We start from the raw sequence: 21,483 nt of genomic DNA, 5'->3' as shown, positions 1-21,483 counted from the left end.
TCGATATCACTACGCCCCGGGAGGGCCTTACCAATGTCACATATCGCCTTCATCGGTCTGGGCAACATGGGCGGGCCGATGGCCGTCAACCTGGTCAAGGCCGGGCACACGCTGTCGGTGTTCGACCTGGCGCCCGCGGCGCTGGAGGCGGCCAAGGCCGCCGGCGCCCACGCCGCCGCCTCGGCCCTCGACACGCTGGACGGTGCCGAGGTGGTGATCTCGATGCTGCCGGCCAGTCGGCATGTCGAAGGCCTGTACCTGGGCGACGGCGGGCTGCTCGAAAAGATCCCGGCCGGCGCACTGGTGATCGACTGCAGCACCATCGCCCCGGCCAGCGCGCGCAAGGTCGCCCAGGCCGCGGCCGCGCACGGCCTGGCGATGCTCGACGCGCCGGTGTCCGGCGGCACCGCCGGCGCCCAGGCCGGCACGCTGACCTTCATCGTCGGCGGCGAGGCGCAGGTGCTCGAACGCGCCCGCCCCGTGCTGCAGGCGATGGGCAAGAACATTTTCCACGTCGGCGCCAGCGGCGCCGGCCAGGTCGCCAAGCTGTGCAACAACATGGCCCTGGGCGTGATCATGGCGGTGACCGGCGAGGCCATCGGCCTGGGCGTGGCGCACGGGCTGGACCCGAAGGTGCTCTCGCAGATGATGGCGGTCAGCACCGGGCGCAGCTGGGCCACCGAGGTCTGCAACCCATGGCCGGGCGTGCTGGAGAACGCACCGGCCTCGCGCGGCTACAGCGGCGGCTTCGGCAACGACCTGATGCTCAAGGACCTGGGCCTGGCGGTGGAGGCGGCCATGGGCGTGGGCGCGACCATCCCGCTGGGCGAACTGGCGCGCAACCTCTACGCCATGAACAAGCAGGCCGGACGCGGCGGCCTGGACTTCTCCAGCGTGGTGCAGCTGATCAGCGACAAGGCGCAGGGCTGAGGCTTCGCTGCAAACAGTGGGCCGTGCCTTGAAGCGCGGTCCAATCGCCGAGCCTCCGCCAACCTTCCACCGTCATTCCCGCGAAAGCGGGAATCCATTGACGTCGGCACTGCGCATGAAAGCCACTGGATGGTCAGGCATGCGCCTGCCGAGACGCACTTCCCGTTTTCGCGGAAATGACGGGTCTTCTTCGCCGTTCCGATCCGCGCTTGCCCGCTCTTGCTCGCTCGCCGCGCATCTCACTTGCAATGCGCATCGGTGACGATGCGCTGCACGCGGTCGTAGTCTGCCTTCCTGTCGGCCTGGTTCTCGGGCTTGGCGTAGCGCCAGGCCACTTCGGCCTCGCCCAGGCGCTTGTTCCAAGCCGCGCACAGGCGCTGGTCGGGCACGCGGGCGCAGACGTCGTGGATCACCTCGCAGGCGCGGCCTGCGCCGCCGGCCGGGTTGCCGTCCAGGCCGACGGTGTTCAGCGGCGCGCAGCGCGACTGCGGATTGGCCTCCTCGGTCAGGTAGGTGCCGCTGTCGTAGGTGGTGCACTGGAACAGGATCGGCGGCGCCGAGCCGGTGACCAGCCCGGCCGCGGCCGGGCTGGCCTGCGCGGGCTTGCGACCGGCCAGCGCGTCGGCGGCCGCGTCGTCTTTGTGCAGGGTCGGGTCCTGGATCAGCGTCATGCCGGGAATCGTCTGCAGCACCTGCGTGTCGTCGGCCGCCGGAACGATGGCCGAATCGCGTGCGCGCTCGCCGCCCTGGCGCGCCGCCGCCGGCGCGGCGAATGGAGCGGCCTGTGTCGCTGTGGGGGCCGCCGCCTGTGCCGCCGGCACCGCGCTCGCCGTCGGCGCGGCGGCAGCGGGCTTGTTGCCGGGCAGCGGCATGCTGGCTACGCCCTGCACGGCGCGCTTGTCGGTCTTGCTGCCGGCCGGGCAGGGGCTGTTCTGGACGGTCAGCGCGCCGGTGGCATCGGTGCAGCGGTAGATCGTCGTCGCCGGCCCGGTCGGCGCGGGCGGCGTCACGGTCGGATCCGGGGTGGCGCTCAGGTGCAGCGGCGCGGGCGGTGGCCCGGAAGGAGCAGGCAACGCGACCGGCGCCGCCTCGACGCTGCGCGCGGGCGGCACCGTCGAGGCGGCCGCAGGCGCGGGCGCGTTGCGCAGCGAAGACGGCAGCGGCCGGCTCGCCACCTCGCCGACCTGGCGCTTGTCTTCCTTGGTCCCGGCCGGGCACGGCGCGTTCTGCACCGTCATCTCGCCCTTGGCATCGGTGCAGCGGTAGATCGTGGTCTGCGCCAGCAGCGGCCACGCCAGGCCCAGCGCCGTCGCCGCCAGGGCGACGCGCGCCCAGTTCCTCACTCCCATCAACCTGCTCCGCAATCGTTGTCCAGGCGCGCGTCGAGACCGCGCTGTTCTTTGTCCAGCGCGTGCCGCTCGCTCTGCAGCGCGCTGTGGTACTGGCGCTGGATCTCGTAGCGCCGGTCGCGCAGCCGGTCGCAGACCTCGGCCTGCGGCAGCTGGTGACAGGCGTCGCGCACCCAGGTGTTGCCGACCACCACCGGTCCGCCGGGTCGATGATGGCCGGGCGGGCCCCAGCCGCCGCCGGGGTAGCCCAGCGACCACAGCGGCACCAGGCGCGGATTTCCGTCGCCATTGTCGCTGGTGTAGCTGCGCCCATCGTCGCTGGTGCACAGGTACATCGGCCGCGGCGGGGTGCGATAGATCACCACCTGCGCCGGTGCCGGTGGGGCGGCGGGGCGGGCTGGCGAGGCAGGGACCGCGGGCGAGGCCGGCACCGGCGGCGGATCCTCCGGGCGCAGCATCTCGCGCACTTCCTGGCGCTGGCCCGGCGGGCACTTCGCATCGCTCAGCGTCACCGTGCCGTCGCGGCCGACGCAGCGGTAGATCGTGACCGGATCGGCCGCACGGACGTCACCCGCCGCCAGGGCGGCAAGCACGAGCAACAGCGGCGGCAGCGGTGGGCGCGACATGCGCGCATCTTGCGCGCTGGCCTGCGGGGCGGGAAGCCTTGCGGCGCTGACGGTTCAGTCCCGCAGGACCTGGCCGGTGCGCGCGTCGCGGATCACGCTGGGGCGATCCAGGCCGCCGGTGCGGCCTTCCAGCACGCCGTCCACGCGCGCCAGCAGGCGCAGGTCGAGATCCTCGAACCGGCGCGCCGACGGCTCGCCGGCCAGGTTGGCGCTGGTGGACACCAGCGGCCCGCCGAAGGCGTTGCACAGCGCGATCACCTGCGGATGGGCGGTGACGCGCACGGCGATGCCGCTGTGCACGCCGGTGACCCAGCGCGGCGCCTGCGGCGAGGCCGGCACGATCCAGGTGTTGGCGCCAGGCCAGCTGTCGAGCACCGCGGCCTGGCGCGCGGCCGGCAGCGCATCCCAGTCCAGCAGCGGGGCGAGCTGCTCGCGCTCGGCGGCGATCAGGATCAGGCCCTTGTCGACGCTGCGCTGCTTGATCGCCAGCAGGCGCATCACGGCCGGCTGCGACAGCGGGTCGCAGCCCAGGCCCCACACGCCTTCGGTGGGATAGGCCAGCACACCGCCCTCGCGCAGCAGCGCGACGGCGGCGTCCAGGGACAGGGTCGAGACCGGCATGGCGTCAGAACGGTGCCGCGTCGTCGGCCGGCTTCTTCTTGATCACGGTCTTCTTGCCCGAGACCGGCATGGCCTTGGACGAGAGCATCGACACGGCCGGTTCGGGCTGGGCGGCGACCTTTTTCACCGCCTTTTTGGCGGCTTTCTTTGCGGGAGTCTTCTTGGCGGCCTTCTTCGCCGCAGGTTCCTTGGCGGCCTTGGCGCTCTTGGCGGGCGCCTTGGCCGCGGTCTTCTTCGCGCCGAAGCCCTTGCGCACCGGCTTGCCGGTCTCTTCCAGCAGCTTGACCACCTCGTCCAGCGTCAGCGACGCCGGTTCGCGATCCTTGGGGATCTTGCCGTTGAGCTTGCCGTCGGAGATGTACGGGCCGAAGCGGCCGTTGAGCACCTGGATGTCGCTGCCGTCGAACTCCTTGATGATCCGGTTGCGCGCGATCTCTTCCTTCTCCTCGATCAGGAACACCGCGCGGGCCAGGTCGATCGTGTACGGGTCGTCTTCCTTCTTCAGGGAGGCATAGGTGTTGCCGCGCCGGGCGAACGGGCCGAAGCGGCCGATGCCGACGCTGACGTCCTCGCCCTTGTCCTGGCCCAGCGCGCGCGGCATCAGGAACAGCTCCAGCGCCTCGTCCAGGGTGATGGTGTGCATCGACTGGCCCGGGCGCAGCGAGGCGAACTTGGGCTTCTCCTCGGCGTCCTCGGCGGTGCTGCCGATGGCCGCGTACGGCCCGAACCGGCCCAGCCGCACGCTGACCGGCTTGCCGGTCTTGGGATCGGTGCCCAGCTCGCGCGCGCCGCTGGCCTCGGCGCGGTCGACCGATTCCTTCTTCTCGTCCACCAGCTGGATGAAGGGCTCCCAGAAGCGCGTCATCAGCGGCACCCAGTCCTCCTCGCCGCGGCTGACCGCATCCAGCTCGTCTTCCATCTTGGCGGTGAAGTCGTAGTCCACGTAGCGGGTGAAGTGCCCGGACAGGAACTTGCTGACCGCGCGGCCGACGTCGGAGGGCCGGAAGCTGCGGCCTTCCATCTCCACATACTTGCGGAAGATCAGGGTCTGGATGATCGAGGCATAGGTGGAGGGACGGCCGATGCCGTATTCCTCCAGCGCCTTGACCAGCGCCGCTTCGGTGAAGCGCGGCGGCGGCTGGGTGAAGTGCTGCTCGGCGTTGATGCGGTCCAGCGGCACCGTGTCGCCCGGCTTCATCGCCGGCAGCTTGCGGCCTTCGTCCTCGTCCTCGGCGCTCTTGGTGTCCTTGCCTTCCTCGTACACGGCCAGAAAGCCGGGCACCACCACGGTGGTGCCGCTGGCGCGGAAGGCGTGCTGGCTGCCGGCGGCCAGCTCGACGCTGACCGTGTTGAGCGTGGCAGGGATCATCTGGCAGGCCACCGCGCGCTTCCAGATCAGCTCGTACAGGCGGCGCTCGTCGTCGGACAGGTAGCGCGACACCTGCGCGGGCGTGCGCAGGGCCGAGGTCGGGCGCACGGCTTCGTGCGCCTCCTGGGCGTTCTTGGACTTGGTCTGGTAGGTGTTGGGCTTGTCCGGCAGCGAGGCGGTGCCGTAGTCGCGGGCGATGACGTCGCGGATCTCGTCCAGCGCGTCCTGCGAGAGGTTTACCGAGTCGGTACGCATGTAGGAGATCAGGCCGACCGTGCCCTCCTCGCCGATGGCCACGCCCTCGTACAGCTTCTGCGCCACCTGCATGGTCTTGCGCGTGGTGAAGCCCAACTTGCGCGAGGCCTCCTGCTGCAGGGTCGAGGTGGTGAACGGCGGGGCGGGGCGACGCTTGCGCTCCTTGCTCGCCACGTCGGTGACATGCAGCGAGCCCTGCGCGGCCTGCTGGATGCGCAGGCGCGCGGCCTCGGCCGTGTCGCCGTCGGTGATGGTGAACTGTTCGAACTTCTGCCCGTCCAGCTTCACCAGCTTGGCGCTGAAATGCTGGCTGGGATGCGCGCACTCGGCGGCGATGGACCAATACTCGCGGGCGACGAAGGCTTCGATCTCCTCCTCGCGCTCGACGATCATGCGCAGCGCCGGGCTCTGCACGCGGCCGGCCGACAGGCCGCGCTGCACCTTGCGCCACAGCACCGGCGAGAGGTTGAAGCCCACCAAGTAGTCCAGCGCGCGGCGCGCCTGCTGCGCATCGACCAGGTCGGCGGCGATGCTGCGCGGCTTGGTCATGGCCTCCTTGATCGCGCGCGGCGTGATCTCGGTGAACACCACCCGGTGCATGGGCTTGCCCTGGACCAGGTTGCGTTCCTTCAGGATCTCGGCGATGTGCCAGCTGATCGCCTCGCCCTCGCGGTCCGGGTCGGTCGCCAGATAGATGTCGTCGGCCGTCTTGGCCGCCTTGGCGATCGCATCGACGTGCTTCTCGTTCTTTTCGATCAGGTCGTAGCGCATGGCGAAGCCGTTGTCCGGATCGACCGCGCCCTCCTTGGGCACCAGGTCGCGCACATGCCCGTAGCTGGCCAGGACGGTGAAGTCCTTGCCGAGGTATTTGTTGATCGTCTTGGCCTTGGCGGGCGACTCGACGATGAGCAGGTGCTTGGGCATTGGCTGGGGAGGTTCGATGCGGGCCGTGCGGGGCGGCGAGTGTGGGGCAGATCGGGGGAGGACAGAAGGCGACGCCCGGTCCTTTCGGCCCCGGGCGTTCAGCTTGTGGCTTTTTATAGTGGAATCACGGCCATGGTCCGGCTGTCAAGCCGGCCCGGTCACGGCTCACCGGTGGCTCATGGCCGCACCGATGCCCGCGAACACCACGATCGCCACGTAGCCGAGCAGCACCAGACCGGCCAGGACCAGCATGGTGATGGTCACCGCGCCCAGCTCGCGGCGCTGGCGTTCGGGGTGGGCGGTGAAGGCCCAGCGGTCCACCACCAGGGTGTCGCTCATCATGTCGTGCAGGCCCTGCTTGCGCGCGGTGATGCCGGCCATGATGGCCGAGGCGAGCAGGGTCAGGTTGCAGGTCACCGCGCCCAGCAGCACTAGCCCGGCGAACCGGCCGAAGCTGCGCAACACCGAAATGCGCTCGCCGTTGGAGCGCACCACCTTGATGCCCACCGCCAGCTTGCCCAGCGTGGCCTGGCTGCCTGAGGCGTGCATCAGGGTGAAATAGGCCGCCTGCACGAGGAAGGGCACCAAGTAGAACAGCAGGACGAAGGTCACGCCCAGCATCGGCGCGCGCCCGGCCTGCATGTCGGAGAACAGGTTGCCTCCGACGCCCATGACCACCACCACGATCATCAGCACCGCGAACATCACCGCGCCGACGATCAGGCCGTCCAGGGTCGCTGCGGCGAAGCGCTTGAGGAAGCCGGCGTAGACGATCTCGCCGCCGTCGACCACGTCCTGCTCGCGGGCGATGGTGGCGCGCGGGGCGGCGTAGGGCGAGGCCGGTTCGACCGTGGCCCCTGGTACGGCCGAGCGCCAGTCGGCGTTGGCGGGCGGGGTGGGTTCGGCGGCGAATGGCGCCGGATCCGCCGGCGGCGGCGCGACCGGCGCGTCGCCCAGCAGGCCCAGCTCGGCCGCGTGCCGGCCCAGCGGCTGCCAGTCGGGCAGCCCTTCGCGCCAGACCAGCGCGTCCTGGCCGATGCGGCCGGCGTTGAAGGCCTGGGCCAGCGCGGCCGCGTCCATCGGGCCGTGACGCTGGCGGTCACGGTCTGTGTAGTACCAGTTCGACATGCGATCCCCGTGTTGCTTCCAATTCCCCGGGCGCCACGTTAACCCAGGCGGGTGGGCGAACCCAGGCCCTGCCCGGGAGGGGCGCTAGCGCCCGCCGGCGCGGCACTGGGCCGGCAGCTGGCGGCGCGGCAGTTCCGAGCGGCAGCGCCAGCCGCCCGCGCCATCGGCTTCCAGCCAGATCCGTTTGCCGTCCAGGCGCGCCTGTCCGGGCCTGCGCAGGACGATCTCCAGCCCGCAGGCGCCGCTGGCCGGGAACTTGCCGATCGTGATCGCCGAGACCGCGCGCCCTGCGTAATCGCCAGGTGCGCGGAAAGGCGGCTGGCCATTGGCCGGACAGGATCCCGACGGTGCCTGGGCGATGGCCTGCTGGACCTGCGCCTGCACCGGTGCCGCCTCGCTCAGGGCCTGGGCGATCACCGATCGGGTGAGGTAGTCCTGGTAAGCGGGGAACGCGATGGCGGCCAGGACGGCGATCGGCGCAAGGCAGGCCAGCGCGACGATCGCGGCGATCGCGCAGCCGGACAGGCCGCGCCGGGCGGGCGTGCGCTGGGCTGAGGACGTGGCCGCCAGCGGCGGAGGGGCGGGCGGAAGCGCAGGACCCAGGCCCAGCTCGGGCCGCAGGGTCGACAGCGGCTGCCATTGCGCCAGACCTTCGCGCCATAGCAGCGATTGCTGGCCGAGCGTCCCGTCGCGCAGCAGACGCAGGATGTCCTCGGTCGGCACCGGACCCTCGGTCCGGGCCTCGTGCCGGTAATACCACTGACTCATCGATTCTCCCCGCGTCCCTGCGCGGCCTGCGCCTAGGCGCAGGCCGGTTGATCGGTCAGTGCACCGGCTCCGGCTCGTCGGCGAACATCTGGGTCTCCATCCAGGCGTAGGCCGCTTCCGACCCCGGCTGGTTGAACAGCACCATCAGCACGACCCACTTGAGGTCGTCCAGATCCAGTTCGTCCTGGTCCAGCGCCATGGCGCGGTCCAGCACCAGCTCGCGCTGGTCGGCGTCCAGGATGCCGTGCTGCTCGAGGAACATCAGGAAGCCGCGACCTTCCACGTCCAGCTTCTCCAGCTCAAGGCCGTGGAAGATGCGGATCGGGCCGTCCACGCGCGGCTCGCCGGCGCTGGGCCGCTGCTCGGCCAGCGCATCGAGCCAATCGAAGGCTTTATTGATTTCGGTGGGGCTGAAACCGGCCTGGATCAGGCCGTTCTGGAGGGAGTCGCGGTCGCGGACCGGATCGGCGTCTTCGGTGAAGTAATGTTCGAACAGGTATAGCAGGACGTCCAGGATGCTCTCTTTCATTGCCCTCGGCCTGTGCTCAAAAGCACTGTGGAGGTGGGAAAACTACGATCTGCGTGCGTAACGGCCATGTTCGACCGCCACCTGCCCATCCAGTTCCATGACCAGCAGCATGGAGGACACTTCAGCGGTCGTCAATCGGGTCCGCGCGACGAGTTGATCCATACCGGTTGGGTCGTGGCCAAGCGCTTCCCACAAGCGCTGGTAGTCGGGGTCCGGGTGCGTCCTGGCGGGATCGTCCCCTGGATGGGGGCGGTCGGCGGGTGCCGCAAGGCCCCTGGCCAGGTCGCCGGCGGCCTCGGCCAGGCCTTCGAGGATTTCCCGGGGGTGCTCGATCAGGGTCGCCCCGTCGCGGATCAGGCGATGGCAGCCGCGCGCCATCGGGTTGTGGATCGAGCCGGGCAGGGCGAAGACCTCGCGTCCGGCCTCGGCCGCCAGGCGGGCGGTGATCAGCGCGCCTGAACGCTCGGCCGCCTCGATCACCACGGTGCCCAGCGCCAGCCCGGCCAGGACCCGGTTGCGGCTGGGGAAGTGCGGCGCCCGCGCCCGCGTGCCGGGCGGGAACTCGCTGACCACCGCGCCGCGCTCGGCCAGGCGCGCGCGCAGGCGGGCGTGGCCGGCCGGATAGGCCAGGTCCGGCCCGGTGCCGACCACCGCCACCGTGCGCCCATCGGCCAGCGCCAGCGCGGCCTCGTGCGCGGCGGCATCGATGCCGGCGGCCATGCCGCTGAGCACCGCCCAGCCGGCCGAGGCCAGCGCATGGGCGAAGTCGGCGGCGTTGTCGCGGCCTCCTGCGGTGGGCGCGCGGCTGCCGACCACCGCCACGCCGGGGTGCCAGAGCAGGTCCGCATCGCCCTCGACGAACAGCGCCAGCGGCGGCGAGGCCGTCTGTGCCAGCAGCGGCGGGTAGTCGGCATGCCCCCAGTGCAGCAGGCGCCGCCGCGGCCCGGCCAGCCAGGCCAGGCAGCGCGCCAGGGCCGCGGCGCAGGGGGCGTCCAGGCGCGCGCAGCGCTTGGCCTCCAGCCCGGCCTGGCTCCAGGCCGCGGGCCCGGCGGCCAGCGCGGCGGCGGCGCTGCCATGGGTCTCGACCAGCTGCCGGCGTGGCGCGGTGGCGCCGCCTGCGAGCACCAGGGCCAGCCAGGCGCGGGTGTCTTCATCGTCCATGGCCGCCAGCGTGGCCCAGGAAACGACGACGGCGCCCTCGGGCGCCGTCGTGGTGTTGCGTAGGAAAAGTCGGATCAGTCGACGCTGGCGGTGGCCGTGTTCGGCATGCCGGCGTCCGGGTCGCGCAGGAAGTAGCCCACGCGCGAGGGCGCCGAGCCTTCCATGATCAGGCCGTAGCTGACCTTCTCGTAGGTCTTGAAGATCATCACGTGCGCGGTGTACTGGTCGGGCAGCTTGTTGCGGCCCTGGCCGGGCTTCTTGGTCTCGGCGATGCGCGAGGTCGAGCCCTTGAACGGGTCGAGCTTGTAGCTGCCCGGGCGCCACACCGACAGCACCGTGCCGTTGTCCAGGCCTTCGCGGCTACCGCCGGACAGGGCGACCACGTCGTGCGCGCCGCCGTAGGACAGCGTGTCGGAGATCGACATGATGCGCACCTTGCCGTCCACCAGCGGGGTGCGCGGCGGATGCGGGAAGAACTGCAGGTCGAAGGGCTGGGCCTCGACCGGGATCAGGCGATCGCCGGCGCGGACCTCGCGACCGTTGCCTTCCAGGTGCAGCGTGGTGGCGTTGCCCTCCGGATCGACCGCGGTGACGGTGCCGATGGCCATCTGCTCCAGCTCGTAGCCGAGGAAGTCGTCGTTGTCGTTCGGGGCCTGGAACTCCTTCCACAGGTTGCCCTCGCCGAGCGTGCGCTCGCCGCGGTAGTCCAGGTCGGTGCTGGGCTTGGGCTCGTCGTAGTACTTGGTCGGCCGCACCACGGCGTAGCGCTGGCCGACCTGCGGGGCCTCCAGGTCGACGGCGTAGACGTCCTGGCCGCCGAAGGCGCGCAGGCGGTCGTCCTGCAGGCCGGCGACGTAGGGCAGATCGTCGATGCTGTCGACCACGCGCAGGTGGCGCAGGAAGGGCTCGATGTCCGACAGCGGCACGCCGGTGATCGGCGCGTCCTGGCGCGGCCCGGGCTTGACCTGCGCCTGGGCCACGCGGTCCAGATAGGCCAGGCTGATCACGTCGCCGGGGTAGATCAGGTGCGGGTTGGCGATCTGCGGGTTGGCCTGCCAGATCTCCGGCCACAGCCAGGGCTTCTTGAGGAAGCGCGCCGAGATATCCCACAGCGTGTCGCCCTTGCGCACCACGTAGGTGTCGGGGTGGTTGCCGGCGAATTCTTGGGCCGTGGCGAAGGCGGCAAGGGTCAGGAACGCGACAGCCACAGCTGTGCGGCATTGTTTGAACATGGCGGTATGTACCTGATTCCCCTACAGGTGGTCGCCACTATAGTCCAGAAAAAGCCCGCCAACGCAAGCGATGGTGGGGGTCCGCTGCGCGGGGGCTTGTCCTCTGGCGGGGAGTGGGTCGCGCCGCCCTCGGGCGCGCCCGGGACAAGGAAGCGCGAGGAAGTGGACTTGGGTCGACGACCGAGCAATGACGCCGTCACAGGCCTGCCCAGGGGCGCCCTTCGGGTTGGGTCTGCAGGGCGGTCACGGTCGAGGGGCGCGCTGTGAACTGCGCAACGGTCCGTCCCGCGTCATGCGCTGCGCTCGACCGCCCTGTGGGCCCGACGCGGCCTACCCGGTGCCGGAGGACAAGCCCTACAATGTGCGGTCCGTCGCCGGACCGCATCCCGGCCTCCCCACCAGGTGCTCGCCATGGCCCAGTTGCCCATCCTCGAATTCCCCGATCCGCGCCTGCGCACCAAGGCGGTGCCCGTGCGCGCGGAGCAGATCGCCGAACCGGCGTTCCAGACCCTGCTCGACGACATGTTCGAGACCATGTACGAGGCGCCGGGCATCGGCCTGGCCGCCAGTCAGGTGGACGTGCACCAGCGCTTCATGGTCATCGACGTGAGCGAGGAGAAGAACGCCCCGCAGGTGTTCATCAACCCGGAGATCCTGGACAAGGCCGGCGAGCAGGTCTACCAGGAGGGCTGCCTGTCGGTGCCCGGCATCTTCGCCGACGTGACCCGCGCCGATGCGATCACGGTGAAGTTCATCGACCGCACCGGCGCGGCGCAGCAGCTGCGCGTGGACGGCCTGCTGGCGGTGTGCATCCAGCACGAGATGGACCACCTGGACGGCAAGCTGTTCGTCGATTACCTGTCCCCGCTCAAGCGCGAGATGGTCAAGAAGAAGCTGGCCAAGGCGCGACGGAATGCGGCATGAGGTGACGCCGGGGCGCGGGTCTTCGGGCCTGGGACCCGGCCGGTCGGCCCTGCCGACGCATCAGCCACGCGCGTGTCCCCCGTCTTTCGCTCCGAACCCAGAGTTGCGCCCCTCCACATGAAGATCGTCTTTGCCGGCACGCCGGATTTCGCCGTGCCGTCGCTGCGCGCGGCCGTGCGCCACAACGAAGTGGTCGCCGTCTACACCCAGCCCGACCGTCCCGCCGGGCGCGGGCGCGGGCTGACCGCATCGCCGGTCAAGCTCGAGGCGGTCAAGCGCGGCATCCCCGTGCTGCAGCCCGAGACGTTGCGCAATCCCGAGACCCAGGCCGCGCTGCGGCTGATGGCGCCGGATGTGATGGTGGTGGTCGCCTACGGCCTGATCCTGCCCAAGGCCGTGCTGGAGATCCCGCGCTACGGCTGCTGGAACGTGCACGCCTCGCTGCTGCCGCGCTGGCGCGGCGCCGCGCCGATCCAGCGCGCCATCGAGGCCGGCGACACCGAGAGCGGCGTGTGCCTGATGCAGATGGAGGCCGGCCTGGACACTGGGCCGGTGCTGCTGTCGCTGTCCACGCCGATCTCCGAGACCGACACCGGCGGCCAGCTGCACGACCGCCTGGCCGAGCTGGGCGGGCAGGTGCTGGCAGACGGCCTGGGCCTGCTGCGCGCCGACATGCGTCCGGTGCCGCGGCCGCAGCCCGCGCAGGGGGTGACCTACGCGCACAAGCTGGACAAGGCCGAGGCGCGGCTGGACTGGACCCAGCCGGCGCAGGTGCTGGCGCGCAAGGTGCGCGCCTTCGTGCCCTGGCCGATCGCGGAAGGCCAGGTGGCCGGTGAGCGCCTGCGCATCCACGGCGCCATCGCCATCGACCTGGCCCACAACGCCGCGCCCGGCACGCTGCTGGCCGCCACCCGCCAGGGGCTGGACATCGCCTGCGGTCAGGGTGCGCTGCGCCTGCGCGTGGTCCAGCGCGAGGGCGGCAAGGCGATCACCGCCGCCGACTACCTCAACGCGCGCCGCGATCTGTCCGGCGCATGAGCAGCCAGGCCGGCGTGGTGGTGCGGGTCACGGCTGCCCGCGTGCTGGACGCGGTGCTGCATCGCGGCCGCTCGCTCAAGGCCGAGCTGGCCACCGCGCTGCCGCAGCTGGCCGATCCGCGCGATCGCGCGCTGCTCGAGGCGATCTGCTTCGCCGCGCTGCGCCGGCGCACGGCCTACAACGCCGCGCTGAGCGGCTGGATGCCGCGCCCGCTGCAGGCCAGGGACAACGAACTGCGCGCGCTGCTGCTGGCCGGCCTGGCCCAGTTCGACGCGCTGCAGCTGCCGGCGCACGCGGCGCTGTCGGCCACGGTCGAGGCGGCGCGCACGCTGGGCCGGCCGCACCAGGCCGGCATGGTCAACGCGCTGCTGCGCCGCGCCCAGCGCGAAGGCGTGCCGGCGGCCGATGCGTCGGCGGCCTGGCCGCAGTGGCTGCAGCAGCGCATCCGCGCTGATTGGCCGGCGCAGGCCGATGCGCTCTTCGCCGCCAGCGCGCAGGCCGCGCCGCTGTGGCTGCGGGTCAACCGGCGCAAGAGCGGCCGCGACGCCTATCGCACGCAGCTGGCCGAGGCCGGGATCCAGGCCGAGACCGTCGCCGCCTTGCCCGACGGCCTGCGGCTGGCCGAATCGACCGCCGTCGGCGGCCTGCCGGGCTTCGACTCGGGCGTGGTGTCGGTTCAGGACGGCTCGGCCCAGCAGGTCGCCGATCTGTTCGCCCTGGCCGACCAGGCGCGGGTGCTGGACGCCTGCGCCGCGCCCGGCGGCAAGTCCGCGCACCTGCTCGAACGCCAGCCGGGCCTGCGACTGACGGCGCTCGATGTGGATGCGCGCCGCCTGCGCCGGGTCGAACAGACCCTGCAGCGGGTCGGCGCGACGGCCACGCTCAAGGCGGCCGACGCCAGCGATCCGCGCGGCTGGTGGGACGGGGTGCCGTTCGATGCCGTGCTGCTGGACGCGCCGTGCTCGGCCACCGGCATCGTGCGCCGCCAGCCCGACGTGCTGCTGCATCGCCGGCCCGAGGACATCGCCGCGCTGACCGCGCTGCAGGCGCGCCTGCTGGACGCGGCCTGGGCGGTGCTCGCGCCGGGCGGCACGCTGGTGTATGCGACCTGCTCGCTGCTGGCCGCAGAGAACGCCGAGCAGATCGAGGCCTTCCTCGCGCGTCACGACGCCGCGCAGCCGGACGATCCGGGTGAAGCCTTCGGCCACCCCAGCGGCGGCGGGCGCCAGCGCCTGACCGGCGAGGACGGCATGGATGGCTTCTTCTATGCCCGTCTGCGCAAGGCCGCCGCCTGAGCCGACGGCGCGCTTCGCCTCACCACGGCGTTCCGACATCGCCTCGCTATCATCCCGCGCCATGCGTCCCATGACTTACGCCAAGACCCGCTCGCTCGATACCTGGTTGCTGTTCATCACTGCCTTGCTGGTCATCGGTGCGGGCATCGGCCTGCGCGATCCGTGGCCGGCCGACGAGCCGCGCTTCACGCTGGTCGCCAAGCACATGGTGGAAAGCGGCGACTGGCTGTTCCCGCATCGCGGCGTGGAGCTGTACTCGGACAAGCCGCCGATGCTGATGTGGCTGGAGGGGCTGTTCTTCCTGCTCACCGGCAACTGGCGCGTGGCCTTCCTGATGCCCTCGCTGCTGGCCACGCTGGGCGCGATCTGGTGCGTCAAGGACCTGGGCCAGCGGCTGTGGACGCGCAAGGTCGGGCTGTACGCGGGCTGGGCGCTGCTGTTCGCCTTCCAGTTCACTTATCAGGCCAAGCGCGCGCAGATCGACGCGCTGGTGCTGGGCATGATCACGCTGGCCAACTACGGCCTGCTGCGGCATCTGCTCAAGGGGCCGGACTGGAAGATGTGGGTGCTGGGCTGGTTCTTCGCCGGCCTGGGCACGATCACCAAGGGCGTGGGCTTCCTGGCACTGCTGAGCATCGTGCCGGCGGCGGTGGTCTCGGCCCGCGGCTGGCCCGGGGTCAAGGTATGGGCCGGCGACCGGCGCTTCTGGCTGGGGCCGCTGGCCTTCCTGGTGGCGGTGTCGATCTGGCTGGTGCCGATGGTGACCACGGTGCTGCTGTCGGGCGATCCGGAGCACCGCGCCTACCTCAACGACATCCTGCTGCGGCAGACCGCCAAGCGCTACGCGCGCTCCTGGGACCACCCGCAGCCGTGGTGGTACTTCCTGCAGGTGCTGCTGATGTGGGCGCCGACCATCCTGGCGCTGCCCTGGGCGATCGCGCCGTGGGCGCGGCGCCTGCGCCTGCGCCACGATCCGCGCTATCTGGTGCCGCTGGCGTGGTGGCTGATCGTGATGGTGTTCTTCTCCATCCCGCACGGCAAACGCGACGTCTACATCATGCCGGCGCTGCCGATGCTGTGCCTGGCGCTGGCGCCGCTGCTGCCGGGCCTGCTGCGGCGGCGCGACGTGCGCGGGGTGCTGCATGCGTTCACCGCGGTGCTGGTGCTGGCCACGCTGGGGATGGGCATCGCGATGCTGACCGGCGAGCCCTCTTTCGAACGCGGCCTGCATCGCGACCGCGACCTGGACCAGGCCGCGACCCACACCCTGGCTTGGGTCCTGGTGGCGATCGGCACCTGGGGCCTGGGCAGCCTGCTGGCGTTCTGGCGACGGCCGGCGGTGGCGATGTGCTCGACGCTCGGCGCGACCTGGGTGCTGTACGGGTTGGTGGTGTGCCCGTTGCTCAACGATTCCAGCTCCGCGCGCGGGGTGATGCGCGAGGTGGCCCAGGCCATCGGTCCGCAGGCCGAGCTGGGCCTGGTGGCCTGGAAGGAGCAGAACCTGCTCATGAGCCAGTCCAACACCACCACCTTCGGCTTCCGCAAGCTGTGGAAGGACCAGCTGCGCGAGGGTCTGGCCTGGCAGGCGCAGGCGCCGCAGCGGCGCTGGCTGCTGGTCCAGGACATCGCCCTGCCGGCCTGCATCGACCGCGGCGTGGCCCGGCACGCGGGGCAGGCCGGTCGCCGCGGCTGGTGGCTGGTGCCGATGGCCGCGCGCACGGGCTGTCCGGCCTCGCCGGAGATTCCGTTCGACGATTCGGCGCGCAAGGCGCAGGTCGAGGCCCAGGGTGAGTAACGCGATGTTGTGGATGACTGGCGTACATGGGCCCGATGCCGAACGCGCCTGAACGGACATCGCTGCGGTTCCAGCCCTTTCCCGCCTCGCCGCGGCTGCGCGCCGCGCGCGCGCTGTACACGCTGGCCCTGGTGCTGCTGCCGTTCTGCCTGATCGCCACGCCCCTCGGCCTGTTGCCGGCGGCGGTGTGCACGCTGCTGGCGGTGCTGCTGGCGCCGGACCGGATCTGGGCGGCGCGCCTGGATGCCGGCCGGCCGCTGCTGTGGATGCTCCTGGCCGTGGCGCTGGTCGCCCTGGTGGTGAGCACCTCGACGCTGATCCACCACGACCGTTGGAGCGAGGCCGGCAACCGCGGGCGCGTGCTGGTGATGCCGCTGGCCATGCTGCTGGTGATCGGCCTGGCGCCGCCGCGCGCGGCGCTGTGGAGCGGCGCGGTCCTGGGCCTGTTCGGCGCCTGCGCGGTGGCGCTGGTCCAGCTGTGGCAGGGCGTGGCTCGCTCCGATGGCTGGATCAACGCCATCACCTTCGGCGACCTGACGGTGCTGCTGATGGGGCTGGTGGTGTTCCTGCGGCCGTCCGGGCGGCTGCTGCTGACCATCGCGGCCACCTGCGCCGGCCTGGTGACGGTGGTGCTGAGCGGCACGCGCGGGGCCTGGCCGGCGGCGGTGCTGGTGCTGGTCATCGCGCTGATCTCGCGCGCCAACGGCGGCAAGGCGCGACGCTGGGAATTCCTGGCGCTGGCGGGGCTGGCGGTCGTGGCCCTGGCCGCGCTGCTGCCGCATGTCAGCGAGCGGGTGGAGGAACTGCGCGGCGATATCCAGCGCTATGCGGTGGGCGATGCGGATTCGTCCTCCGGCGCGCGCATCGAGCTGATCGGCATGGCCGTGGACGAGCTGCAGCGCCAGCCCTGGACCGGCGTGGGCGTGGGGCATTTCGAACGCGTGGTGCTGGCCTCGCCCGAGTGCCAGCCGCCCGAGCCGCTGAGCTGGTGCGACCTGGACCACGCGCACAGCGACTTCCCCGAATGGGGCGCGACCATGGGCATTCCCGGCATCGTCGCGCTGCTGGCACTTTACGGCGTGCCGGCCTGGCTGTTCGTGCGCCAGCTGCGGGTGCGGCCGTTCCCGCGCCGCTCGCGCAGCGCCGCGTTGGCCGGACTGATGACGGTGGTGTCCTTCGTGCTGTGCGGGCTGAGCCAGTCGATGTGGGCCCACCAGCTCAGCGGCGGCGCCTATCTGACGCTGGTCGGCATCCTGCTGGGCTTCAGCCTGCGCGAGGATCCGCGGAAGGGCTAGGAACGAGAGAAGAGGAACGAGGAACGAGTTGTTGCCTTCACTCGTTCCTCGTTCCTCCTTTCTCGTTCCTCGCTTCATCAGCCACCGGCTGCCCGTGCTGCAGCAGCCACAGCATGATCGCCTTCTGCCGCACGTAGTTGGCGCGCACGTAGGCGTAGACCAGGCCGCGCCAGCCGTCCAGGAAGCCGAGCCGGAACACATAGCCGCGCCAGAAGCGCCACGCCGGCGACACCACCAGCTTGGCCAGCGAGGCGCGCTTGCCGCGGGCGAACTCGTGCTCGGCCATCATCTGCGCATAGCGCTGGGTCTTGGCCAGTTGCTGCTCCAGCGAGCGATATGGGTAGTGGATCAGGTCGCCGGCCAGCGTGCGGACCGGGCCCTCGACGCTGGCGGCTTCGTGGATCTCGCGCTGGCCGCGCCAGCCGCCGCGCCGGCGGTCGAACAGCCGCAGCACCCGGTCCGGATAGGCGTTGCCGTGACGCAGGAAGCGGCCGAAGTAATCGGACAGCCGGTTGAAGCGATAGCCCGCCGCGCCGGCGAAGCCGCCCTCGCGCGCGGCCTCGATCGCCGCGCGCAGCTTCGCGTCCACGCGCTCGTCCGCATCCAGGCACAGCACCCAGTCGTGCGCGGCGCTGCGCACCGCGAAGTCCTTCTGGCTGCGATAACCCTCGAAGTCGCGCAGCAGCACGCGCGCGCCGCGGGCCTGGGCGATGGCGACCGTGGCATCGGTCGAATGCGAGTCCACCACCACACACTCGTCGCAGAAGGCCAGCGAGTCCAGACAGTCGCCGATGCGGTCGGCTTCGTTGAACGTGATAATGCAGGCCGAAATGCGCGGCCGCGGGTCGTGTGGCGACGTCAAGGACATAACACGCTCATGGCCGACTACCTGCTGTTTGCGACCGAACGGTACGCCCTGCCTATTCTGGCGCCTCTGGCCCAGGCGCTGCACGCGTCCGGCCAGCAGGTCCACGCGTGGTTCGAGGGCAACGCGCGCGGGCTGGAGACGCAGGTGGCGCCGTGCGTGCGCCCGGTCGATCTGAAGGGCGCCGTGGCGCTGCGCCCGCGCGCGGTGTTCAGTGCGGCCAACTGGGTGCCGCCCTTCGTGGCCGGCGCCAAGGTGCAGCTGTTCCATGGCTTCAACGTGGAGAAGCGCGCCGACGGGCGCGGCCACTTCCGCGTGCGCGGGCTGTTCGACCTGTACTGCACGCAGGGGCCGGCCACCACCGCGCCGTTCCGCGCGCTGGCCGAGCGCGAAGGGCACTTCGCCGTGGCCCAGACCGGCTGGCCCAAGCTCGATCCGCTGTTCCGCGACGATGGCGGCGCCAGCGCCGCGCTGCGCGCCCCGGCGGGCGAGCGGCCGGTGATCCTGTTCGGCTCGACCTTCACCGAACGCCTGAGCGCCGCGCCGGTGCTGATCGACCAGATCGCCGCCGACATCGCGCGCGGCCAGCGCTACTGGCTGCTGACGCTGCATCCCAAGTGTCCGCCGGCGCTGTTCGATCGTTACCGCGCGCTGGCCGGCGCCAACGCCGCCTTCGTCGAGCCCGAGCAGGTGGTGGCCGCCCAGCGCGCGGCCGATGTGCTGGTGTCGGATACCTCCTCGATCGTCTCGGAGTTCGTCGTCCAGCACAAACCGGTGGTGACCCTGCGCAACCGCGCGCCCAAGCCGCACATGCTGGATTTCGACGACCCGGCGCAGCTGCCGGCGCAGCTGGAGCGCGCGCTGCAGCCAGCGCCGGCGCTGATGGAGGCGATCGTGCGTTATGCCGATTCGATCCATCCCGATCGCGATGGCTTCAGCGCCGAGCGGGTGATCGCCGCGACCGAGGACTTCATCGCCGGCGAGCTGGGCGTGCTCAGGCCCAAGCCCTTCGCCGCACGCCTGCGCGCCCTGCAGATCCGCAAGGATCTGGGCTACTGGGGCCCAGGCGCCCGGCTCTGACCCGCCTGTAGAGCGGAGCTTGCTCCGCTGGGGCCTTCCTCCGCGAGCCGAACGAAGAGCAGCGGAGTCCCCAAAAGGGGATTGCCACAAGCTCCGCTCTACAGGCAGGCCGCTGCGAGATTTGAGTAGACAGTTGCTCCCACCCTGCCAAGCGATGGCTTCCTCACCAGCGCAGCCGGCGCCGTGCCAGGGTGGCGGTGAGCTGATCGTGCAGGGCGCGGGCCTGGTCCAGCGGCATCAGGCGCAGCTCCAGGCGCGGCCCCTGGTGGGCGGCGCCGGCCGAGTCGAGCAGCAGCGTGGCCGTGCCGCAGCGGCGGTCCAGCGGCGAGCGGCTCAGGCGCAGCGCCTGCAGCTTGTCGACCTCGGCGAAGCGCCACCAGCGCGTCCACCAGCCACCGCGCACGGCCACCAGGCGTGTGTCCACGCTCCAGGCCATGCGCTGCATCTGCCGGCGCGCCTTGAACGCCGACCACGGCCACCACGCCAGCACCACCAGCGCCAGCACATCCAGCAGCGGCCACAGCGCCGCGGCCAGGACGATCAGCCAGAACGCCGGCCACAGGCACAGCCGCCACCATTGCCCGACCGGCATCGCATGCCACTGCGCCGGTGGCCACTGCGCGTCGGGCAGCAGGTGCTGCAGCAGCGCATCGCAGCGCTCGGGCGTGGCCAGCGGCACCAGTTCGCGGATCGCGCGGTCCTGTTCGTTGGAGCTGCCGACCACGGCGGTGTCGATGTCCAGGCTGCGCCGCCCGAAGCAGCGATGCAGCACACCCTCGCGCAGCGTCCAGGACTGGATCCGGCGCCGCGCCGCGCTGGAGCGCACGCGCGCCAGCAGGCCGCGTTCGACGGTCAGGCGCTGCTGCGCTTCGCTCAGGCGGAAGCCGTGGTACTGCAGCGCCGCCAGCGCGATCGACAGCGCCCGCAGCAGCGCCAGCGCCAGCAGCAGCACGCTGGTCGCGGTCAGCAGCCAGGTCAGCCAGCCCAGGTGCAGATGGCTGGCGAAGCCGAACGCCTGCCGGCCGTAGCGTTCGATCGCATCGGCGACCACGCGCTGCGGGAACAGCTGGTACAGCGCGCCGGCCGTGGCCGCCATCGCGATCATGCCGCGGTTGGAGATCAGGCCCAGGCGCACGATCTCGCCCGCGCCCAGGGTCAGCAGGGTGTTGCCTTCCTGCGCCTCGGGCGCGGCCTCGGCGCCGGCCTGGCCGCGATGGCGCACCAGCGACTCCAGCGCCAGCGCCTGGTCCAGCCGCAGCACGCGCATCTGCGCCTCGGGCTTGCTGCCGCCGGCCGACTCCAGGCGCAGCTCGGCCACGCCGAACAGCCGGTGCAGCAGGCTCTGATGCACCGCCACGTTGTGGATGCGGGCGAAGGGAATCTCGCGCCGGCTGCGGTTGAGCAGGCCGCTGCGGATGCTCAGGCCATCGGCGCCGACGCGGTAGCGGTAGGTCAGATAGCGCAGCAGCGAGGTGCCGACCAGGATCGCCATCACCACCAGCGTGGCGACATGGTTGTAGCGGTCCGAGTCGCCATCGCGCCCGCCCCCGAACACCACCAGCACGAGCAGCGGCAGCAGGAACTGCTTGAGCTGCTGGAGCAGCACGAACAGCCACGACCACGGATGCAGGCGCTGGTCGCGCGGACCGCGCTGCACGGCGTCAGGCGGCGCATTCACAGCGCGTCGTCGTCGCGGTCGAGCTGGTGCGCCAGGCGCTCGCGCAGGCGTTCGGCATCGCGCTGGTCCAGCCCGGAGACCGAGACCGCGTTCAGCCGCGTGCCGGCGGTATGCACCACCAGCGTGGCCAGCCGTGCGGCGCGATCCAGCGGACCGCGGCGCACGTCCAGATGCTGCACGCGCGAAATCGGCACATGGGTCTCGCTGCGCCACAGCCGGCCCTGCATCAGCGCGAAACCCTGCGCGTCCAGCCGCCAGCGGATGAAGCGATGGCGGCGATAGGCGATCACCGCCGCGCCCAGCGCGATCACTGCGACCGCGATGACGCCTTCGTCCAGCCAGGGCGTCAGGCCCGGCGCGGACAGCCAGGCCACGCCCAGGGCGAAGGCGCCGGCCACCAGCGTGCCGATGAAGGCGCCGAGCGCGGCCAGCCCGGCGCCGCGCGGCGGCAGCGCCTGCCAGCCATCGGGCAGCGCGGTGGCGGGTGCGGGTGCGGGTGGCGGAGCAGTTTCGGGAAGCGGAGGCGAGGACGACACGCGGAGCCTGGACGGGAAGGGCGGGAGCTAAGCGCCGCCGAGTCTAGAGCGTGCGGTGGCCCCGGAGGTGAGCGCGAGGCCGTCT

The 21,483-nt window shown here is 71.4% G+C and carries 19 protein-coding genes; 7 read left to right on the top strand and 12 right to left on the bottom strand.

Annotated elements, in window-relative coordinates:
- The first annotated feature begins 33 nt into the window (after nt 1-33).
- Nucleotides 34-930 (top strand): 3-hydroxyisobutyrate dehydrogenase, encoded by an 897-nt coding sequence (gene mmsB / locus MWN52_RS15555; RefSeq protein ID WP_286575387.1) that lies wholly within the window; start codon nt 34-36, stop codon nt 928-930.
- A gap of 239 nt (nt 931-1,169) precedes the next feature.
- Here the strand turns inward: mmsB and MWN52_RS15550 are convergent, their stop codons facing one another.
- From MWN52_RS15550 to MWN52_RS15510, 9 genes are all read right to left on the bottom strand, one after another.
- Nucleotides 1,170-2,279: a DUF4124 domain-containing protein gene (locus tag MWN52_RS15550; protein ID WP_286575386.1), complete on the bottom strand. Its 1,110-nt coding sequence runs from the start codon at nt 2,277-2,279 to the stop codon at nt 1,170-1,172.
- A complete protein-coding gene (locus MWN52_RS15545; protein ID WP_286575385.1) occupies nt 2,279-2,905 on the bottom strand; it encodes a DUF4124 domain-containing protein in 627 nt (208 codons plus the stop codon). The genes MWN52_RS15550 and MWN52_RS15545 overlap by 1 nt, the downstream gene beginning before the upstream one ends.
- Nucleotides 2,906-2,959: 54 nt before the next feature.
- Nucleotides 2,960-3,526: an L-threonylcarbamoyladenylate synthase type 1 TsaC gene (tsaC, locus tag MWN52_RS15540; protein ID WP_286575384.1), complete on the bottom strand. Its 567-nt coding sequence runs from the start codon at nt 3,524-3,526 to the stop codon at nt 2,960-2,962.
- Between the two features lie 4 nt (nt 3,527-3,530).
- On the bottom strand, nt 3,531-6,074 hold the full coding sequence (locus MWN52_RS15535) for a DNA topoisomerase I (RefSeq protein ID WP_286575383.1): 2,544 nt from the start codon (nt 6,072-6,074) through the stop codon (nt 3,531-3,533).
- Between the two features lie 165 nt (nt 6,075-6,239).
- Nucleotides 6,240-7,202 carry an RDD family protein gene (locus MWN52_RS15530; RefSeq protein ID WP_286575382.1) on the bottom strand — a complete coding sequence of 321 codons (963 nt, stop codon included), beginning with the start codon at nt 7,200-7,202 and terminating at the stop codon, nt 6,240-6,242.
- Nucleotides 7,203-7,286: 84 nt separating this feature from the next.
- Complete coding sequence (locus tag MWN52_RS15525) at nt 7,287-7,970, bottom strand: GYF domain-containing protein (protein WP_286575381.1); 684 nt, start codon at nt 7,968-7,970, stop codon at nt 7,287-7,289.
- Nucleotides 7,971-8,025: 55 nt separating this feature from the next.
- On the bottom strand, nt 8,026-8,499 hold the full coding sequence (locus tag MWN52_RS15520; RefSeq protein ID WP_130516831.1) for a DUF494 family protein: 474 nt from the start codon (nt 8,497-8,499) through the stop codon (nt 8,026-8,028).
- Between the two features lie 42 nt (nt 8,500-8,541).
- A complete protein-coding gene (gene dprA / locus MWN52_RS15515) occupies nt 8,542-9,660 on the bottom strand; it encodes a DNA-processing protein DprA (protein WP_286575379.1) in 1,119 nt (372 codons plus the stop codon).
- A 74-nt stretch (nt 9,661-9,734) separates the two neighbouring features.
- The gene (locus MWN52_RS15510) at nt 9,735-10,892 is read right to left on the bottom strand and encodes a LysM peptidoglycan-binding domain-containing protein (RefSeq protein WP_286575378.1); all 1,158 of its coding nucleotides are present in this window, start codon (nt 10,890-10,892) and stop codon (nt 9,735-9,737) included.
- A 411-nt stretch (nt 10,893-11,303) separates the two neighbouring features.
- Here MWN52_RS15510 and def point away from each other — a divergent pair, with 411 nt between their 5' ends.
- The 5 genes from def (at nt 11,304) to MWN52_RS15485 (ending at nt 17,239) form a co-directional block, all read left to right on the top strand.
- On the top strand, nt 11,304-11,816 hold the full coding sequence (gene def / locus MWN52_RS15505) for a peptide deformylase (RefSeq protein WP_130528300.1): 513 nt from the start codon (nt 11,304-11,306) through the stop codon (nt 11,814-11,816).
- 117 nt (nt 11,817-11,933) lie between these two features.
- Nucleotides 11,934-12,854: a methionyl-tRNA formyltransferase gene (gene fmt, locus MWN52_RS15500; RefSeq protein ID WP_131659096.1), complete on the top strand. Its 921-nt coding sequence runs from the start codon at nt 11,934-11,936 to the stop codon at nt 12,852-12,854.
- Nucleotides 12,851-14,149 (top strand): 16S rRNA (cytosine(967)-C(5))-methyltransferase RsmB, encoded by a 1,299-nt coding sequence (gene rsmB, locus MWN52_RS15495; RefSeq protein ID WP_286575377.1) that lies wholly within the window; start codon nt 12,851-12,853, stop codon nt 14,147-14,149. Before fmt ends, rsmB begins: the two co-directional genes overlap by 4 nt.
- A 61-nt stretch (nt 14,150-14,210) precedes the next feature.
- Entirely contained in the window at nt 14,211-15,944 is a 1,734-nt protein-coding gene (locus tag MWN52_RS15490) for an ArnT family glycosyltransferase (protein ID WP_286575376.1), read from the top strand.
- Nucleotides 15,945-15,979: 35 nt separating this feature from the next.
- Nucleotides 15,980-17,239 (top strand): O-antigen ligase family protein, encoded by a 1,260-nt coding sequence (locus MWN52_RS15485; protein ID WP_165394640.1) that lies wholly within the window; start codon nt 15,980-15,982, stop codon nt 17,237-17,239.
- Between the two features lie 37 nt (nt 17,240-17,276).
- Here the strand turns inward: MWN52_RS15485 and MWN52_RS15480 are convergent, their stop codons facing one another.
- A complete protein-coding gene (locus MWN52_RS15480) occupies nt 17,277-18,107 on the bottom strand; it encodes a glycosyltransferase family 2 protein (protein WP_286575375.1) in 831 nt (276 codons plus the stop codon).
- Between the two features lie 9 nt (nt 18,108-18,116).
- Here MWN52_RS15480 and MWN52_RS15475 point away from each other — a divergent pair, with 9 nt between their 5' ends.
- Nucleotides 18,117-19,184: a CDP-glycerol glycerophosphotransferase family protein gene (locus MWN52_RS15475; protein ID WP_286575374.1), complete on the top strand. Its 1,068-nt coding sequence runs from the start codon at nt 18,117-18,119 to the stop codon at nt 19,182-19,184.
- A gap of 163 nt (nt 19,185-19,347) precedes the next feature.
- On the opposite strand, the gene MWN52_RS15470 is transcribed toward MWN52_RS15475, so the two are convergent.
- Together MWN52_RS15470 and MWN52_RS15465 are read right to left on the bottom strand one after the other, a co-directional pair.
- A complete protein-coding gene (locus MWN52_RS15470) occupies nt 19,348-20,862 on the bottom strand; it encodes a PH domain-containing protein (protein WP_286575373.1) in 1,515 nt (504 codons plus the stop codon).
- Nucleotides 20,859-21,398, bottom strand: coding sequence for a PH domain-containing protein (locus MWN52_RS15465; protein ID WP_425608047.1), 540 nt, complete (start codon nt 21,396-21,398; stop codon nt 20,859-20,861). The genes MWN52_RS15470 and MWN52_RS15465 overlap by 4 nt, the downstream gene beginning before the upstream one ends.
- Nucleotides 21,399-21,483 lie beyond the last annotated feature (85 nt).

The organism is Pseudoxanthomonas winnipegensis, from assembly GCF_030322905.1.
Taxonomy (GTDB): Bacteria; Pseudomonadota; Gammaproteobacteria; order Xanthomonadales; family Xanthomonadaceae; genus Pseudoxanthomonas_A; species Pseudoxanthomonas_A winnipegensis.
Note: the sequence above shows the minus strand (reverse complement) of the source record. Positions and strands in the feature narration are given on the sequence as shown.

What these genes read in the sequence shown, in the direction of transcription:
- mmsB (WP_286575387.1), top strand. Translation starts at nt 34, where the DNA reads ATGTCACATATCGCCTTCATCGGTCTGGGCAACATGGGCGGGCCGATG.
- MWN52_RS15550 (WP_286575386.1), bottom strand. Translation starts at nt 2,279, where the DNA reads ATGGGAGTGAGGAACTGGGCGCGCGTCGCCCTGGCGGCGACGGCGCTG.
- MWN52_RS15545 (WP_286575385.1), bottom strand. Translation starts at nt 2,905, where the DNA reads ATGTCGCGCCCACCGCTGCCGCCGCTGTTGCTCGTGCTTGCCGCCCTG.
- tsaC (WP_286575384.1), bottom strand. Translation starts at nt 3,526, where the DNA reads ATGCCGGTCTCGACCCTGTCCCTGGACGCCGCCGTCGCGCTGCTGCGC.
- MWN52_RS15535 (WP_286575383.1), bottom strand. Translation starts at nt 6,074, where the DNA reads ATGCCCAAGCACCTGCTCATCGTCGAGTCGCCCGCCAAGGCCAAGACG.
- MWN52_RS15530 (WP_286575382.1), bottom strand. Translation starts at nt 7,202, where the DNA reads ATGTCGAACTGGTACTACACAGACCGTGACCGCCAGCGTCACGGCCCG.
- MWN52_RS15525 (WP_286575381.1), bottom strand. Translation starts at nt 7,970, where the DNA reads ATGAGTCAGTGGTATTACCGGCACGAGGCCCGGACCGAGGGTCCGGTG.
- MWN52_RS15520 (WP_130516831.1), bottom strand. Translation starts at nt 8,499, where the DNA reads ATGAAAGAGAGCATCCTGGACGTCCTGCTATACCTGTTCGAACATTAC.
- dprA (WP_286575379.1), bottom strand. Translation starts at nt 9,660, where the DNA reads ATGGACGATGAAGACACCCGCGCCTGGCTGGCCCTGGTGCTCGCAGGC.
- MWN52_RS15510 (WP_286575378.1), bottom strand. Translation starts at nt 10,892, where the DNA reads ATGTTCAAACAATGCCGCACAGCTGTGGCTGTCGCGTTCCTGACCCTT.
- def (WP_130528300.1), top strand. Translation starts at nt 11,304, where the DNA reads ATGGCCCAGTTGCCCATCCTCGAATTCCCCGATCCGCGCCTGCGCACC.
- fmt (WP_131659096.1), top strand. Translation starts at nt 11,934, where the DNA reads ATGAAGATCGTCTTTGCCGGCACGCCGGATTTCGCCGTGCCGTCGCTG.
- rsmB (WP_286575377.1), top strand. Translation starts at nt 12,851, where the DNA reads ATGAGCAGCCAGGCCGGCGTGGTGGTGCGGGTCACGGCTGCCCGCGTG.
- MWN52_RS15490 (WP_286575376.1), top strand. Translation starts at nt 14,211, where the DNA reads ATGCGTCCCATGACTTACGCCAAGACCCGCTCGCTCGATACCTGGTTG.
- MWN52_RS15485 (WP_165394640.1), top strand. Translation starts at nt 15,980, where the DNA reads ATGCCGAACGCGCCTGAACGGACATCGCTGCGGTTCCAGCCCTTTCCC.
- MWN52_RS15480 (WP_286575375.1), bottom strand. Translation starts at nt 18,107, where the DNA reads ATGTCCTTGACGTCGCCACACGACCCGCGGCCGCGCATTTCGGCCTGC.
- MWN52_RS15475 (WP_286575374.1), top strand. Translation starts at nt 18,117, where the DNA reads ATGGCCGACTACCTGCTGTTTGCGACCGAACGGTACGCCCTGCCTATT.